The sequence below is a fragment of the Sphingomonas sp. QA11 genome (assembly GCF_028473665.1).
GTDB classification, from domain to species: Bacteria; Pseudomonadota; Alphaproteobacteria; order Sphingomonadales; family Sphingomonadaceae; genus Sphingomonas; species Sphingomonas phytovorans.
Genome location: NZ_CP098774.1, coordinates 673389 through 690100, shown reverse-complemented (window position 1 = coordinate 690100; position 16712 = coordinate 673389). Strand labels below are relative to the sequence as shown.

Genomic DNA, 16712 nt, shown 5'->3' with positions numbered 1-16712 from the left:
ATCCCTGCTGTCGCGGGGATGACACGGTGATACGGTGGCTCCCGCAGGGGAGATCGACCATGTTCATCGGGCACTACAGCACGGCGCTCATCGCGGCGACGTCGCCCAGGGCACCGAGGCTCGGCACGCTGTTCGTCGCCGCCCAACTGGTCGATCTCGCCTTCTTCTCCTTCGTGCTGCTCGGTGTCGAGCATATGCGGCTCGTCCCCGGTATCACGGCGATGAATCCGATGGACCTGTACGAGATGCCGTGGACTCACAGCCTGGCCGGCGCGATCGGCTGGGCGGCGGGGTTCGCGCTGCTGCTTTGGCTGTGGCGGCGGAACAGCGCAGCGGCGCTGATCGGTGGCGCGGTGGCTCTGTCGCACTGGCTGATCGACCTGCTGGTCCACCGACCCGACCTGACCCTGGCGGGCGGGCCGCCGCCGTTCGGGCTCAGCCTGTGGAACCATCCAGCGATCGAGATGCCGCTTGAGCTTGCCATGGCCTTTGGCGCCCTTGCCTGGTTCACAGCCCGCACGCGCGGCCCGTGGATCCCCGTCACCACGCTTGCCGTCGCGATGGCGGCCTTCCAGGCGTTCAACTGGTTCGGCCCCGAACCGGCGACGATCGTCGACCCGCCACCACCCTCGCTCGCAATCCTGGGACTCGTCGCCTATGTGCTGCTCGCGCTGCTCGCCTGGTGGGTGAGCCGGACGAGAGCATTGAAGATTGGGAGTTGAAGGCTTGAGGGCGACGATCTGGCATAATCCGCGTTGTTCCAAATCGCGCGAGACGCTGGCGATCCTAAAGGAGACGCCGGGCGTCGAGATCGAGGTGGTCGAATATCTGAAGAACCCGCCGACCCGCGAGAAGCTGGCTGCCCTGTACGAACGCGCCGGCATGACCCCGCGCCAAGGCCTGCGCATGGCCGAGGATGCAGCGTGCGGGCTCAAATATGCCGATGCCGACGCGATCCTCGATGCGATGATGGTCGACCCGATCCTGATCGAACGCCCGCTGGTCGAGACCGAAAAAGGTGTGCGACTCGGCCGGCCACCGGAGAAGGTGCGCGACATCCTGTAGGACGCGTTCCAACAACGACTCGGCTTTCTTCGCATTTCGGAGATTCGATTTTTCTTCCGCTGTTATGTTGGATTTTCGATACGATTTTCAGACGACTTTACAGAGACTTGAGAAGCCGTTTCCCTGTTACGCAAGAACAGCGGAAAACAATGGTGGAATTACCGGAAAAACCGCAGGTTTTTCCGCCGTTCGCCACGAAAAAGCGTCCAACATTCAATCGGTCATGAGAAAGAGCGTGTCAGGCGCACGCATGCTCCGTCCGGCTCTACCTTCTCACAGGCCTGTTGCCGATTGAATCACTTACCCGGGGATGGGCGCCAGCACGGCCCGCTGCTCTATCCATCGCGCCAGCGCAGCGCCGTCAGGCACGTCGATGCCGCCATAACCGCGCTTTACCAGTCTATCGCGCTCCAGCGCGCGTAGCGCAGTGCCGATCGCGACGCGCGACACGCCGAACCGCGCGGCCACTTCCTCCTGGGTCGCATCGACACGCCCATCACAGGCGGTCGCCAGCAAGAGCTTCGCCACCTGTACCTTGAGCGGCAGGCGCCGAAGGTCGTCGGTGAATTCTAGCAGCGCATGGAGGCGCCGCGCCATCATCGTCATGATTGCCCGAGTGAGCGTCGGGTCCGCCTCGGCGAAGCGCTCATAAACGGCCGGCGAGACATGATCGATCAGCGTCGCGCCCTTCGCGATCGCGTCGTGAGTGCGCGGGAGATCGCCGAACAGCGTCATCTCGCCGAAGCAATGACCTGGCCCGAGAATCGACGTGATGACGAACGACCCGTCGTGTCCCGGATTGCCGATCTGCACCGCGCCGCCACGAATAATCGACAGGCCTGGTCGCGCATCGCCTCGGGTCTGCACAAGCGCGCCATCGGCGTAGGACATGCGTGTGCCGGCTGCGCACAGGCGATCGAACATCTCCGGCGACAGCATCGAGGCGAGGCCAGGTGCCTCGAGGAAAACCAGACCGACCATGTCGTACTCAAATTCAGAGAACTCGGCGGTTACGTAGTTTACAAATCCGAGCGCCGCTTACGCATCTCTTCGACGAAATTCAGTCCGGCAACGATCCCGAGCAGGCCCCACACGATGCTACCGTACCGTATGATCCAGCCGACCGATGGATCGCTCAAATGGTGGACATTCTTGGCTGCCAGATATGCCCCAAGGACGGCGCCGGCTAGCGAATATATCGCCCTGACGCTCACTCGGGCTTCTCCACTGGTTTATGCTTCACCACCTTCGCCAGCTTCTCGAAGCGCTCCGAGTCGTCGTCCGTTTCAAGGTCGCTCGCGACTTCCTTGAAGCTATCAAGCTGCCTTTGGGTGTCGATCATCGAAAAGGCCCCCGGCAACGGGTTCGTAATTGACAAGAACTTATCATTCTTAAGCTCACGGCTCTGCTGCCACAAGCTCAAGAGCGCTCCACGGAAGCGTCCGGGGGAGAGCGCCATGAAGTTCGAGGTGATCGCGATCGTCGCCATCTATGTCGGGTTCGCGCTCGCGGAAGCGATCTCCACTGGCTTCTTCCGCAAATCTGGCGCGACACGGCAGGATATGGTGGTCGAACTGATCGGGACGACCGTGCTGCTGGTGGCGACTCAGCCGCTCGCGCTGGCGGGCGGAATCTTTCTCGCCCATCTCGCCGCGCCGGAGGCTCAGGGCGCGCTCTCGGGTTGGCCTATCCTCGCCCAGATCGCCCTGCTGCTGCTCTGCGACGACATGATGCAATATTGGTGGCACCGGCTCTCGCACACCGTGCCGTGGCTCTACAATCTACACCGCCCGCACCATAATGCCGAATATATGTCCGTCCGGATCGTCTACCGGAACAACATCTTCTACTATATGCTGATGCCCTCGCTCTGGCTGTCGGGCGTGCTGGTCTATCTCGGAATGGGCTGGGTTTATGCCGGCTATGTCGTGGTCAAGATGACGGTGATCATCGCCGCCCATTCGGACCGCCGCTGGGATGCCCCGCTATACCAGGTGCCGTGGCTGTCGCCAGTGATGTGGCTGGTCGAACGCACTATTTCCACACCGGCGACGCATGCCGCGCATCACGGCAAGCATGCCGATGACGGGGTGACCCATTACAAAGGCAATTTCGGCAATCTCCTGTTCTTCTGGGACGTGCTGTTTGGCACCGCAAAGATCACGCGCCGCTATCCGGAGAAGATTGGCGTGGAGAATCTGCCACCGACGACGGCGGCCGCACAGTTACTGTGGCCGCTGGTGCCTGCGCCCAAGCATCCGTTACCCTGAGGCTTCGGAGATATGGCGTTCACCGAGGAAGAAAGAACAGTGCACGGCCTTGGCGTCACGCCGCGAACGGGCTCACCGCCGTCGCATAATGCGCCATCGCCATGGTGGTGAGCTGTGCATTCACCCGGATGCAGCTGGTGAAAGTGCTGGCGTCGGTGACGAGCACGTTGGCCGTGCCGTGCACGCGGCAATCGAGATCGACGACCCCCTTGTCCGGATCGACATTGCGTGCGTTTCCGCCCTGGGGATGCGAGCTCGAGAGGGTGACATCGTCCGCCTCGCCGATGTGCCGCGCGAAAAAGGCATCCACATCCTCGCCCTTGCGCAGCGTCAGCCCGCGCGCGATCGCCGGATAGACTTCGCTGGCACCGGCGGCGAAATGCACGCGGGCGAGCGTCGCCAGCGCGCGACGAAGCAACGGCAGCTCGACATCGGCGCGAAGCTTGAAGTGCAGGCTGCCGCCGATCAGACGGCCCTGCCGGTCGGCCGGGAACAGGATGCCGGCAGAAGCGAGCCGATTATAGTTGAGCATGCGGTCAGCATGATGGCCGAACCAGCCGGGCATCAGAGTCGACATGCTCATCGGCGGCTGGAAGTGCGATTCGAGCAGGAAATCGCCACGGTCGACATAGGTGGCCATCTGGTCTTCATCCCAGGCGCGCACTTGACCCGGCATCAGCGCGACCACCGGGCAGGCGATGTTGAGCGAGATGCCCTCCCCCGTGCCCCGGATACCGCTCTTGTCGAGGATTCGGCTCGACGCCATCGTACCCGCGGCAACGACCACGCCCCTGGTCGCCCGGATCGTCCGCCGGCTGCCATCGGGCCGGAGGACCTCAACGCCGGTGGCGACGCGTTTCCCGTCGAGATCGGGCTCGCCCCAGACGATCCGCTCGACCCTGGTCTCGGCAAGGATGCGTGCGCCCGACCGGCGGGCGTCGATCAAGAAGGATTGGGCCATGCCTTGCTTGCGACCATAGGGGCAGCCGGTATTGCAATAGCCGCAATAGGCGCAGTCAGCCTTGATCGAGCGCGGTCCGTAATTCTTGCTGAACCAGAGCGCCGGCGCCTCGGCATCCATCGGGTCGCCCGAGGCGGCGGCGTGCGCGGCCCAGCCGTTCAGCAGGTGCGTGCCGTTGTTGCGGCCGCTCTTCGGATCGATCGGCTCGATGCCGAGACGAGTCTCGACGGCGCGATAGGCGGCGTCAAACCGAGTCCCATCCACCGGCGCGCCGAGCGCGGCCCAGGTGGCGAACACGTCGTTCGCGTGCGGGTGGGTCAGGCCGGGTTGCTGAACGCGCAGCGCGATGCCGTTGTTGATGACCGTCGAGCCGCCGACGCAATGCCCCTGGAAGATGACGATGTCATGGTCGCGGCTGGTCTGCACGCCCCCATCGACGAACAGCCGCGCTGTCATGCGGCGCTCCTCATGCGTGAGCGCCCCCGACGGGAAATGCGGCCCCGCCTCGATCACCAGCACGTCGTGATGGCGCGCAAGGTTGGCTGCCGCGACGGCACCGCCTGCGCCCGAGCCGATGACGATGATGTCGGCCGAGGCCGGCGCCTCGCCTGGATCGAGCACATCGTCATGAGCAAGGTCGCGACCTGGAAAGGGCTCGATCTTCACTTCGCCAGGGCCGCGCACGCGCTGATGCGGTAGCTCGAAGCCGATCGCCCGGAGCACCGGGTTGTCGTCGTTGCCGGCCTCTGCCGCGCCCTCCCAGTGGCCGTAATAGCCGGCATAGACGATGCCCCGGATACGGGCGAGATCCTGCATCAGGTTGTTCTTGCTGCGCTCAAGCCGTTTCGCCAAGCGCCGCGCGCGCCACGCCGGCCCCATCATGAGGAAGAAGGGGCCGCCCATGAAGAAGCAGATCAGATAGAGAGTGAGGCCGATCTCCTTCGGCTTGCCGCCTTCGACCATGCCGAACTGGTGCTGCAGGTTGGCGACGACCTGGCTGGAGGTGATCTTCATGTCGACGCCGTGAAACAGCGCCTCGGTCAGCGCCTTCAGGATCGCCGCCTGCAGCGGATTGAATGGCACGCGCATCTGGATTGCCCCCGTCTGTCCCCGGCGGAACCGTAGCGAAGGGATGTTGCAGCCGCGAGTAGAGATGGATCGGGAACCGTTAGATGAAGGGTTGGCCAAATTACGCCATGCGAAGCGGATGCTTCGGATTGCCACGTTTTCCAAGCCGCTGGCTGCTCCAGCCAGCTCGAAAGCACCCTAACGCCCATTTTCGATATCCGCGCCGAAATTGGCGCCCGGCATTTTCGCAACACAGTCGATCGGCAGCGGCGCGTTCGGATCACGGAGGAAAGCAAGCGTCAATTGCCCACCGATGGGACATCGTACCGTGACTCCGGCCGGCATAACCGCAAAGCGCGCATTGGGCTCGTCCTCAGAAGTTGGTCGCCCCAGGCGAGCGACGTACTGAAATCGACCTCTTCCGCAAAAACGAGCGCAGGCACATTACTCTCGACCGGCTGGTTCTCGGATCGATCAGCGACAGCGATGTTTCAGAGCTGACACATGGCTGGCGTCGCAGCTCGACCATCTACGCTCCCCAGACCGCGCTTGGCAAAATCTGTACCATCATCCGGGCCGGATTCTCGAACAGCATTTCCTCGCTGCACCATATCGACAACCGCATGCGCCGGGCGAAACCCGGTAACGACTGCGCAGAGGCCATCAATTGCAGGAGGCGAGCATGCCACCATACGGCCGCCTCGGCGATGTTCCCAGGCAGCTTCGGAAGACCCGTAGCCGTTGAGATCGATGCCGGAAGCGATCAGAGCCTTCCGGCATTCCGCAACAACTCGCATCATTGCCGGGGCACCATGGCCGCCCCTTCTTCCCAGCATGTCCTGTTCCCTGACGCGCTTGATGCCCGGGCATGCGAGCGCGCGTGCGCATGCCGCGTACCGCGCGTTTCGAGCAGAATTGAAGTCCGCTCCTCGATGAACGGATGCCCTTTCCTGTCGTCCGTCCATCGACATTGCTCACGCCCGGCCCACCGGGGACAAATAAAATCGGATCAGGTGCCGGTGAGCGACGCCGCTGCGGAATCATGACGGGCAACCTGATTATCCGGCTGCCATCGCTAGCCACCTTATATCGACATAAAAATCAACGAAAATTCCAGAAAAATTCACCCCCCCCTAAACACCTCCAAACTAAATTGACATTACCATTCGGTAATATTTTTACAACTGCAAGGAACTGAAAATCTACAAATAATGTAATTTTTTTGCCGCATTATTTAAATAAATTTCATTGACGATTTAAATAATTCATTATCTATTACTCTATACTACAATCTCATTATCGATGGAAGTCATACATGGATAGCAGCCCCCCACTCTCTAAGAACACCGCTGCTAGCAGCACAATCCGTGCCATTTCACATGAACGAACCTTCTAAATATATCCAAATTTGTTGCAATAAAATTTGATATTATTATTTCACATGATAGCGTAATACGCTGCCTGTTGCAGTCACAAATAATCGGGAGAATTTTATGATGAAAAAAAGTTTTATCGCTTCACTGTCTGTAATTTCTCTATCTTTTGCAGCAATTGGATCAAAATCTGAAGCTCAAGTTATTGGATCTCCAATACCAGAGCAAACAGCTGGCTGCTCCGCCGTTTTCGGAACCAGCCCTCGCCTACAATGTGAAACGACTGCACAGGCTCTGATTGAAGTAAACTCTGCTCCAGGTGGATTTTTATCTCCAGATCACAGGTTTCACCTTTATGTTCAAGATGATGAGAATGTTATCTTACGCTATTACCCTGGGGGGCTCGAAAATGGCGGCTCGTCCAGCATTCTTTGGACTTCTAGAACCAATAAAAATTATCGTTATGCAATGCGCTTAGCCTTTCAAACTGATGGAAATCTGGTCGCGTACGAGAACAACACAAATTTTGCGATCTGGTCATCTAAGACCCATGGGAACCCAGGAGCAAAACTAACCGTCCAAAACGATGGCAATGTTGTAATTAGAAACTCAGCAGGAACTGTCATTTGGACAACCAATACCTGCTGCCACTAAAATAACGCATCATTAATATGAAAGCTGCAATCGGAATATAATTCTGATTGCAGCCCATAATCACAAATTGTCACCAAACATTTAATTTAATTATAAATTTTCAATGCTTTCATTTACCGATTCTCGAGAATTCCACCGAAAATGTACCCTCCAATCCCACGTTAGCAACAGATCGCTTTGGAATAAAATTTATATCAGGATTTGGCGTGTAGAATTCTTCATTAATAATAGCGAGATTGGCGACCTGTCGATTGCTATCAGAAATCCTAGCTTGAATGCTGCCTGTCGCCCGGCAAACCGTCGCGCCGCACAAGACCGTGATCGTTGTCGTGTCGATATAAGGAATGCGCGCTATCATATCTCGGACAGCGATTTCCGTAGGCACTGCCCATGTGATATCGCGTTTCTCATGCTTGACATCTGGTTCATTTATGACTTCACCCCGAGACATTTCCAAAGCTGAGGATGCCATATTGTACGTCACTTGCGGAGATGCACTCGAAAGAAGATAACTCGGCGATGGCACGTAGCCTAAGGTCGGAAGCGCCCGTGGTTGTACAGCGCGCCCTTCTACCACCTGTATGGTATCCGACTTCGGTTGCGGCGGCGCACCTTCCAGGAGATAGACGCCCGCACTCGCAACGGCGATAAAGAGTAATCCTCCTCCAATATACTTCACGATTCCTCCTATACCGAACAAAAATTTTGGCTATATTGCAATTCATTATCAACGCGGCATATTATTTCCGGCATGATTAACTATGCAAGGATTGGACGCATCTTCATTAAGGCCTCTATTCTTCTTTCACAGCCGCGATGCAAGTGGAAGATTGTGCCAACCACCTGAACTTTGCCCGATGTAACGATTCTACCGTTCGCTCGATCGGGTTCAGCATGGCGGTTCGTTTAGATCGACGCCGCCACTAGCCCCTGCGCGCCTCCCTCGCTAAAGCCCGCTGGCATGAGCCAGATCACCCCCGAGATCGTCGCCCAGCACGGGCTTTCCCCAGAAGAATATGAGCGCGTGCTGCACGCCATGGGGCGAGAGCCGAACCTGACCGAGCTAGGGATCTTTTCAGTGATGTGGTCCGAACATTGCTCGTACAAATCCAGTCGTATCCATCTGAAAAAGCTTCCGACTACCGGCCCGCAGGTGATCTGCGGCCCGGGCGAGAATGCCGGCGTGATCGACATCGGTGATGGCCAAGCGGCGATCTTCAAGATGGAGAGCCACAACCATCCGTCCTACATCGAGCCCTATCAGGGCGCGGCGACCGGAGTCGGCGGCATCCTGCGTGACGTTTTCACCATGGGCGCGCGACCGGTCGCCAACATGAACGCGCTGCGCTTCGGGCGGCCCGACCACCCCAAGATGCGCCATCTGATCGCGGGCGTCGTCCATGGCATCGGCGGTTACGGCAATTGCGTCGGCGTGCCGACGGTAGGCGGCGAGGTGAATTTCCACCGCGCCTATGACGGCAATATCCTGGTCAACGCGATGACGGTGGGCGTCGCCGAGACGAACAAGATCTTCTATTCGGCCGCGTCGGGCGTGGGCAATCCCATCGTCTATGTCGGGTCGAAGACCGGGCGCGACGGCATTCACGGCGCGACCATGGCCTCGGCCGATTTCTCCGAGGATTCGGAGGAGAAGCGCCCGACCGTTCAGGTGGGCGATCCCTTCACCGAGAAACTGCTGATCGAGGCTTGCCTCGAATTGATGGCGTCGGACGCGATCGTCGCGATCCAGGACATGGGCGCGGCAGGCCTCACCTCCTCCTCGGTCGAGATGGCATCGAAGGGCGGCGTCGGCATCGAACTGGTGATGGACGCAGTGCCGCAGCGCGAGACCGGCATGACGCCGTACGAGATGATGCTGAGCGAGAGCCAGGAGCGCATGCTGATGGTGCTCAAGCCCGGCCGGGAGGCTTTCGCCGAGGCGATTTTCCACAAATGGGAACTCGATTTCGCGGTCATCGGCCATGTCACCGACACCGGGCGCATGATCCTGAAATGGCAGGGAGAAACGGTGGCGGACATTCCACTCGGCCCACTGGCAGACGAGGCGCCAGCCTATGACCGTCCCTGGGTGAAGACGCCGCCGCCGGCACCGCTGACCAACGTACCCGATACCACCAACATCGCGGCTGACCTGCTGACGCTGATGGCATCGCCCGATATCGCCAGCCGCCGCTGGATCTGGGAGCAATATGACCACATGGTCGGCGCGGACACGGTGCAGCGGCCGGGCGGCGACGCCGCGGTGGTTCGCGTTCATGGCACCAGCAAGGGCCTGGCGATCACCACCGATTGCACCCCGCGCTATTGCTACGCCGACCCCTATGAAGGTGGCAAGCAGGCGATCGCCGAGGCGTATCGCAACCTTTCCTCGGTCGGTGCAAAGCCGCTGGCCACGACCGACTGCATGAATTTCGGCAACCCCCAGCGGCCGGAGATCATGGGCCAGTTCGTCGGCTGCATCGAGGGCATGGCCGAGGCGTGCGCCGCGCTCGACTTCCCGATCGTGAGCGGCAACGTGTCGCTCTACAATGAGACGAAGAATGACGACGGGACCGGATCGGCCATCCTGCCGACCCCGGCGATCGGCGGCGTCGGGTTGCTGGACGACTGGTCGAAATCAGCGACGATCGCCTTCAAGGGCACTGGCGACGTCATCCTGCTGATCGGAACCCGTTCGGGCCATCTCGGCCAGTCCCTGTGGCTGCGCGAGGTTCATGGCCGCGAGGAAGGACCGCCCCCGCCGGTGGACCTCGTCGCCGAGCGCAAGACCGGCGAGTTCGTGCGCGCGCACATCGCCTCGGGTGCCTTCACCGCTGTGCATGACGTCTCCGACGGCGGCGTCGCGGTGACGATCGCGGAGATGGCACTGGCGAGCGGCATCGGCGCGATGCTGCATGCCCCCCTGCCCTGCGGCGTCGCCTGCTCGTTGTTCGGCGAGGACCAGGGGCTCTATGTCGTGACGGTCGCCGACCATGCCCTGCTCGACACACTGGCGGGCGCCGGCGCGGCGGGGATCGAGGTCGAGCGGATCGGACGGACCATTGCCGGACGCCTGATCTTCGAACTGCCCGACGACGATCATGTCGTGACGCTGGCGGATCTGCGCGCCGCGCACGAAGACTTCTTCCCGACATTGATGGGCGATACGCTGGTGTAACGGACGCAGCCTCCGGCGAGGCGGCAGCGGGAAGAGGGATCGCTGCCGATACATGGCTGCCCCAAAATGGACCCAGATCGCATTGCGGACGACAGGGCCCGGCCGTAGCATTCGGCATCCTTCAAGGAGAGAAGCCATGAAGTCTGTCGATTCGAAAGCCTTACGGATGCAATTTGATATTCTCGGCAAGGCGATCGTCCAGGAAACCGCGCGCGAGAGCACGACGGTCGCCCGCAAGACTCCCTATGAACCCTATGATGCGATCTTCACGGGGCGCGGCAGCGGCGGCTGACCCCGGAAGAACGGCCGTTCGACCATGTTCGCGGCCGACATCGCCTTTTCGGACCTGAAGGCTCCCGTCGACATCGTCGGCGGGAGCCTTTCTTTAGGCAGTTCCCGCATCACCCCGTTCGCGCACAGGATGTTGCGCAGTCTCGTGATCGAGACCGGTACGACGATCTCCGTCGCCTGCATGGAGCGGTTTCGCGACGATCCTCAGGGTCTCGACCATATCCGCCTCAATGACAGGCGCGCGATTGCCGAGCGGCTGGACGATATCCGGTCCCACCTGCTGGACTGGGCGCTCCTGACCCTCGACAGGGTCGACGGCACCATATCCTATGAAACGTCGCAGATACATTCCGCCCCGGTCTATCTCCGCGCCGCTTCGGGACGTCTCGCGATCGACTGGGATTGCACGCGGCTCCTGCGCGATACCCAAGCCCCGATCCATTGGCCCGGGTTGATGGCCCATATCGCCGGACTGGCACCCTATACTCCGGAAACGCTCGTCACGGGACTGTATCGCTCCCTCGCGGGCGCGCGTCTCGTTGCACGGGGCCAGAGCATCGAAGCTCACCTGCCCGCCCCGGCGGAAATGCCGGGCGCGCAGACGCTGTCCCAAGGAGCATCGGCCGAAAACCTCCTGTTCGATACGGTCAAGGCACTGCTGGCGGCGCGCGACGTCGACCCGCGACAGCTGGCGGTGGAACTCAGCGGCGGCATGGATTCGGCGCTGGTCGGGCTGGCCGCGGCCGACATATGGGGGACAGGGTTGCTCAGCTACGGTGCGCAATTCGACGGCGCGATGGGCGACGCACAACGCGAGCGGCGACAGTTGCTGTGCGATCATTGCGGGTTCGAGGATATCGCCTTGCCAGCGAGCCGTTTCCTCCCGTTCAGCCCGCGCGGCGCGCGGCGCGGCCAGTTCGGCGTCTGGCCGCAGGATGAAAGCTATCCGGAGATTTTCGAAACCATCTTCGACCTGCTCTACCGCGCCGGCATCGATACACTCGTCAGCGGGTTTGGCGGAGACGAACTTTATGCGGTGTATCTGGGAGAAGAGCCGGACGACGACGGCGAGTCACCGCCGGAACGACATGCCTACCTCACCGAACATGGGCGCGAGCTCGCGCGGGAGGGAGCGGGCGCGGGGCTGCGGGGCCTGGTGGCCGATACGAGCTGGCTATCGGCCGCGGGCCGATCGCAGCGCCTGCTGCGACGGGGGATCTGGCCGATCTACCCCTATATCAACCCGGTGCTGGCGCGCTTCACCGCAAGCCTGCCGTGGGAATATCGCCGCGACCGAACGGTGCTGCGGCGCCTGCTGAGCGAGCGCCTGGGCAACCCGGTCTTCGAGAAAAGTTACGTGAAGGAAAGCTTTCGCGATGTCGCACTGCGGGGCATTATCGAGCACCGCGACTACCTGCAGGCGATGCTCCTGCGATCACCCATCTTCGACCCGGAGATGATCCACCGCGACCGCCTGCTGGCCGCGCTTGCCGGTGATATCGAGGCCCTCCCGAGTGCCGATTTCGGTTTCCTGTTCCTGATACTGACGACAGGCTGTTTCTTCGACGGTCACGAAGCCGAATGATCCCCTTGCCGTCGGAACGGCGATCCGACAGGCCCTTGGGCACGGCGCAAAATATGATGCGGCAAGGGAATTGCGTGACGACGAATCAGGGAATGCCGGCGCCTGCCATCAGGCCGCGCAGGATCGCGACGCTCGACGTGATCCGCGGGGTCGCGGTGATGGGTATCCTGATCATGAATATCGTCGCCTTCGCGATGCCGGAGGTGGCCTATATCAACCCCGCTGCCTTTGGCGGACACAAGGGCATCGACCTGACGGTGTGGGCATTCAACTTCATCCTGGTCGACGGCAAGATGCGGGGGCTGTTCTCCTTCCTGTTCGGGGCGTCGACGCTGCTGGTCATCGACCGGGCGACCGCCAAGGACGAAAGCCCGGCCAGGGTGCATTTCGGGCGGATGTTCTGGCTGTTCCTGTTCGGCGAAGCCCATATGATCCTGCTGTGGTGGGGCGACATCCTCCACCATTATGCGCTGATCGGCTGCATCGCCTACCTGTTCCGCAAGACAGAGCCGCACAAGCTGGTCGCGATCGCCATCATCCTGCTGCTGACTGAATTCGCAATGGTCTCTTCGGTGACGATGAGCGTATACGCCAGCGACATCGCGATGCAGACACCGAAGCCGAGCGCGGACACCATTCGCCAATATCAGGAATTCCGAAGCGGGTTCGGCATACCGACTGCAAACGAGCTGGCGAAGGATCTGGCGCTCAATCGCGGGCCTTATTCCGCGCTGGCTGCGCACCGGCTGAACGAGGCATTGCCGACGACGCTTCGCACGCTGATCTTCGTCGGGGCCGAAACGCTGGGCTATATGCTGCTAGGCATGGCGTGCCTCAAATCGGGGATGCTCACCGGCGAATGGGATCGAAGGCGATATGTGCGCTGGATTCTCATCGGCTTCGGGATCGGAATCCCCATCTCCGCCGCGCTCGCCTGGTATATCGCCTCGCAGGGTTTCGCGATGTTCCCGCTGGTGCTCGGCACGCTGATGCTGCCAACGGTGTTCCGGCCATTGATGATCGTCGGCTGGGCCTGCCTGATCGTCCTGCTGTCACGCTCAGGCGGCGCGATCGCCGCACGACTGGCAGCGACGGGGCGCATGGCCTTTTCCAACTATCTCGGCACCAGCATCCTCTGCTCCACTATCTTCTACGGCTACGGCCTCGGCCTCTACGGCCATCTGTCACGGGCCCAACTCTATCCGATCGTGTTCGCGGTCTGGGCGCTGATGCTGCTTTGGTCGAAGCCATGGCTTGAACGCTTCCGATTCGGCCCGCTCGAATGGCTGTGGCGATCGCTCGCGCGAATGCGGTTGCAGCCGATGCGAGGGCCCGCCATGACCAATTAAGCTTCTTGCGATCAATCCGCAAAAGCCCTTGCGACTGGTTCGCATTAGCCCTAGATCAGGGGTCAGGCGAGGGAGCACCCATGGTCGTTTGTATCTGTAATGCGATTCGTGAGCAGGATGTCCGCGAGGCTGCGCGCAGCGGCGCGAAAAGCGCGTGCCAGGCCTATCGGACGCTCGGCCGGCAGCCGAAATGCGGCCAGTGCGTGCCGTTCGCGCGAGCCATTATCGATGAGGAACGTGCGGCTGCGTAGCGTTCGCAAGCCCAGAAAACCGCAGATTTCCGCCATTTTTCGCCTGTTCGGAGTCCGTGTTCTGCGCTAGATTGCGCGGGCATTACGGAGACACGACAATGAAGGGCGACCCCAAGGTCATCGACTATCTGAACGAGGCGCTCAAGAACGAGCTGACCGCGATCAACCAGTATTGGCTTCACTATCGGCTGTTCGATCACTGGGGCGTGCGCAAGCTCGCCGAGTTCGAGAAGCACGAATCGATCGACGAGATGAAGCATGCGGACATGCTGTCGGAGCGAATCCTGTTCCTCGACGGCCTGCCCAATTTCCAGCTGCTCGGGCGCCTGCGCATCGGCGAGACCGTCGAGGAGGTGCTAAAGGCGGATCTCGCGCTTGAGATGGAGGCGTTGCCCCTGCTCCGCGACGCGATCGAGCATTGCGAGAAAGTCCGCGATTATATCAGCCGCGACCTGTTCCGGCGGATCCTCGACAGCGAGGAAGAGCATGTCGACACGCTCGAGCGCCAGTTCGAGATGATCGAGCGCATGGGCATTGCCAACTACGTCCAGCTGCAGAGCAAATCGGCCGACGACGAAGGCTGAGCGATTTCTAAGCCCCTTCCTTTCGGGAAGGGGCTTTTTTTGCGCTCAGTCCTGAGCCGCCTCGTTCGACAGTCCGTAGAAGTCCAGCGTCTGCGGCGTGACCCAGCCATAATGATAATTGGCCACGAAGATGCCAAACAGGATCGTCGCGACGATCGTCACGCGAAGCGCGGTGCGCCCGACGAGGAATTCGTGGGGGGCGCTTTCGGCCTGGCCGGGCACGCGTTCAGTTCCCGCTTCATCCGCCGTCCTGACCCCGAAGGGCAGGACGAGGAAGACCGAAAAGGCCCAGAACAGGAAATAGATCGCGAGCATCGATGGCCAGCGCATGGATCAGGCCTCGACCAGCAATACGTCGACGATCGGCTTCTTGCCCGTCCAGCGCGTCGCCACGCGACGGGCGGAAAGGCGGATATCCTCGCGCAGCTTGTCACGGTCGCGGCCGCCCTTGCGGGTCGCCTCGATGACGGCGCCGATCGCCTCTTCGAGGAAGGGATCGCGATCCTCTTCGACCGGGATGCCCTGCAGCCTGATCTGCGGCGTGCCGATCATCTTCCCGCCGCGATCGATCGCCACCGCCACCGACATCTGGCCGAACAGGCCCAGCTTGCGACGCTCGTTGATCGTCGCGCCGTCGCCCGGCAGGATCACGTCGCCATCGAGCACCAGCCGGCCGACATGGGCATGGCCGAGCTTCTCGGGCGCGCCGGGGGCAAGCCGGACGATCTCACCATTGGTCTGCACCAGCGCCCGCGGAATGCCTTCGGACAGGCCGAAACGTGCCTGCTCCATCAGATGGCGCATCTCGCCATGCACCGGCATCAGTATCTCGGGCCGGATCCAGCGGTACATCGCCGCGAGTTCCGGGCGGCCCGGATGGCCGGAGACATGGACATGCGCCTGGCGCTCGGTGATCATTTCGACGCCTCTGGCCGCGAGCTGATTCTGGATCCGTCCGATCGCGACCTCGTTACCCGGGATCTGCTTCGACGAGAAGACGACCGTGTCACCGGCATCGAGGCTGATCGGGTGCGAGCCCGCGGCGACACGCCCGAGCGCGGCACGTTCCTCGCCCTGCCCGCCGGTCGCGACGATCAGGACCTTGTTGCGCGGCAGGCGCATGGCTGCATCGGGTTCGACGGTTTCCGGGAAATCCTTGAGATACCCGGTCGCGCGGGCGACCTTCATAATGCGATCGAGCGAACGGCCCTGTACGCAAAGCTTTCGCCCCGTCTCACGGGCGACCTGGCCGAGAGTGTGCAGCCGCGCCGCGTTGGAGGCGAAAGTCGTGACCAGCACCCGGCCCCTGGCCTTGGCGATCACCTCGGCCAGGCCGACACGCACCTCCGCCTCGGAACCCGAGGGCTCGGGGTTGAACACGTTGGTCGAATCGCAGACGAGCGCGAGCACGCCTTCGTCCCCGATCGCTTCGAGCTGTTCAGGCGTGGCGGGCTTGCCGAGCACAGGCGCGGTATCGAGCTTCCAGTCGCCGGTGTGGAACACGCGGCCATAGGGCGTGTCGATCAGCAGCGCGTTCGCTTCCGGGATCGAGTGCGACAACGGCACGAAATTCACGCCGAACGGGCCGATATCGACCCGCTGGCCCGGCTTCACGACGTTGAGGCGCACGCGGTCGGCATTGCCCTCTTCCTCGAGCTTGCCGCTGATGAGGCCGGCGGTGAAGGGCGTCGCGTAAAGCGGTACGCCAAGATCCTCGGCGAGGTAGGGCAGCGCCCCGATATGGTCCTCATGACCATGAGTCAGCACGATGCCGACGAGATTGTCGATCTGCTCCTCGATGAAGGCGAGATCGGGCAGGATCACATCGATCCCGGGATATTGCGGATCAGCAAAGGTGATGCCGCAATCGACCATCAGCCACTTGCCGTGGCAGCCATAGAGATTGACGTTCATGCCGATCTCGCCCGAGCCGCCAAGCGCAAGGAAAAGGAGTTCTTTGTTGGGAGTCACGTAGGTTTCTGTTCTTTCTTGGTTCGTCATCCCCGGAAATGGGGGCTCCCGGCTCATGCGTCATCGGCGTATCGACGCCGTGGTGAGGGGGGAGGAATGATGTTCCCGCTCT

Annotated in this window: 17 protein-coding genes; 11 read left to right on the top strand and 6 right to left on the bottom strand. The window is 61.3% G+C overall.

The genetic code is table 11. The features are described from left to right. Positions 1-59: 59 nt before the first annotated feature. A complete protein-coding gene (locus NDN01_RS03245) occupies positions 60-722 on the top strand; it encodes a hypothetical protein (protein ID WP_272625804.1) in 663 nt (220 codons plus the stop codon). Between the two features lie 4 nt (positions 723-726). Next, positions 727-1065, top strand: coding sequence for an arsenate reductase (glutaredoxin) (arsC, locus tag NDN01_RS03240; RefSeq protein ID WP_272625802.1), 339 nt, complete (start codon positions 727-729; stop codon positions 1063-1065). A 300-nt stretch (positions 1066-1365) separates the two neighbouring features. On the opposite strand, the gene NDN01_RS03235 is transcribed toward arsC, so the two are convergent. After that, positions 1366-2046, bottom strand: a complete 681-nt coding sequence (locus NDN01_RS03235) for a Crp/Fnr family transcriptional regulator (RefSeq protein ID WP_272625800.1) — start codon at positions 2044-2046, stop codon at positions 1366-1368. A gap of 229 nt (positions 2047-2275) precedes the next feature. Beyond that, on the bottom strand, positions 2276-2554 hold the full coding sequence (locus NDN01_RS03230; protein ID WP_272625798.1) for a hypothetical protein: 279 nt from the start codon (positions 2552-2554) through the stop codon (positions 2276-2278). Here NDN01_RS03230 and NDN01_RS03225 point away from each other — a divergent pair. Then, positions 2523-3335: a sterol desaturase family protein gene (locus NDN01_RS03225; RefSeq protein WP_272625797.1), complete on the top strand. Its 813-nt coding sequence runs from the start codon at positions 2523-2525 to the stop codon at positions 3333-3335. The genes NDN01_RS03230 and NDN01_RS03225 overlap by 32 nt on opposite strands. 55 nt (positions 3336-3390) lie before the next feature. Here the strand turns inward: NDN01_RS03225 and NDN01_RS03220 are convergent, their stop codons facing one another. Continuing rightward, positions 3391-5385 (bottom strand): FAD-dependent oxidoreductase, encoded by a 1995-nt coding sequence (locus tag NDN01_RS03220; protein WP_272625796.1) that lies wholly within the window; start codon positions 5383-5385, stop codon positions 3391-3393. 359 nt (positions 5386-5744) lie between these two features. Here NDN01_RS03220 and NDN01_RS03215 point away from each other — a divergent pair, with 359 nt between their 5' ends. Both NDN01_RS03215 and NDN01_RS03210 read left to right on the top strand, forming a co-directional pair. Further along, positions 5745-6410 carry a hypothetical protein gene (locus NDN01_RS03215; protein ID WP_272625795.1) on the top strand — a complete coding sequence of 222 codons (666 nt, stop codon included), beginning with the start codon at positions 5745-5747 and terminating at the stop codon, positions 6408-6410. A gap of 447 nt (positions 6411-6857) precedes the next feature. Next, entirely contained in the window at positions 6858-7391 is a 534-nt protein-coding gene (locus tag NDN01_RS03210) for a hypothetical protein (protein ID WP_272625792.1), read from the top strand. A 109-nt stretch (positions 7392-7500) separates the two neighbouring features. Here the strand turns inward: NDN01_RS03210 and NDN01_RS03205 are convergent, their stop codons facing one another. Then, positions 7501-8070 (bottom strand): hypothetical protein, encoded by a 570-nt coding sequence (locus NDN01_RS03205; RefSeq protein ID WP_272625790.1) that lies wholly within the window; start codon positions 8068-8070, stop codon positions 7501-7503. A gap of 282 nt (positions 8071-8352) precedes the next feature. On the opposite strand from NDN01_RS03205, the gene purL reads away from it, so the two are divergent. The 6 genes from purL to bfr all read left to right on the top strand — a co-directional run bounded on the left by purL (position 8353) and on the right by bfr (position 14629). Then, entirely contained in the window at positions 8353-10569 is a 2217-nt protein-coding gene (gene purL / locus NDN01_RS03200) for a phosphoribosylformylglycinamidine synthase subunit PurL (RefSeq protein ID WP_272625788.1), read from the top strand. A gap of 136 nt (positions 10570-10705) precedes the next feature. Continuing rightward, complete coding sequence (locus NDN01_RS03195; protein ID WP_272625785.1) at positions 10706-10861, top strand: hypothetical protein; 156 nt, start codon at positions 10706-10708, stop codon at positions 10859-10861. 24 nt (positions 10862-10885) lie between these two features. Next, entirely contained in the window at positions 10886-12445 is a 1560-nt protein-coding gene (locus tag NDN01_RS03190; protein ID WP_272625784.1) for a hypothetical protein, read from the top strand. 92 nt (positions 12446-12537) lie between these two features. Then, positions 12538-13794: a DUF418 domain-containing protein gene (locus NDN01_RS03185; RefSeq protein ID WP_272625782.1), complete on the top strand. Its 1257-nt coding sequence runs from the start codon at positions 12538-12540 to the stop codon at positions 13792-13794. 80 nt (positions 13795-13874) lie between these two features. Continuing rightward, positions 13875-14045, top strand: coding sequence for a (2Fe-2S)-binding protein (locus NDN01_RS03180; RefSeq protein ID WP_272625780.1), 171 nt, complete (start codon positions 13875-13877; stop codon positions 14043-14045). 98 nt (positions 14046-14143) lie between these two features. Beyond that, a complete protein-coding gene (gene bfr, locus NDN01_RS03175; protein WP_272625778.1) occupies positions 14144-14629 on the top strand; it encodes a bacterioferritin in 486 nt (161 codons plus the stop codon). 45 nt (positions 14630-14674) lie between these two features. Here bfr and NDN01_RS03170 read toward each other — a convergent pair whose 3' ends face one another. Both NDN01_RS03170 and NDN01_RS03165 read right to left on the bottom strand, forming a co-directional pair. Further along, on the bottom strand, positions 14675-14959 hold the full coding sequence (locus NDN01_RS03170) for a DUF1467 family protein (protein ID WP_272625776.1): 285 nt from the start codon (positions 14957-14959) through the stop codon (positions 14675-14677). Between the two features lie 3 nt (positions 14960-14962). Continuing rightward, a complete protein-coding gene (locus tag NDN01_RS03165; RefSeq protein ID WP_272625775.1) occupies positions 14963-16600 on the bottom strand; it encodes a ribonuclease J in 1638 nt (545 codons plus the stop codon). Positions 16601-16712 lie beyond the last annotated feature (112 nt).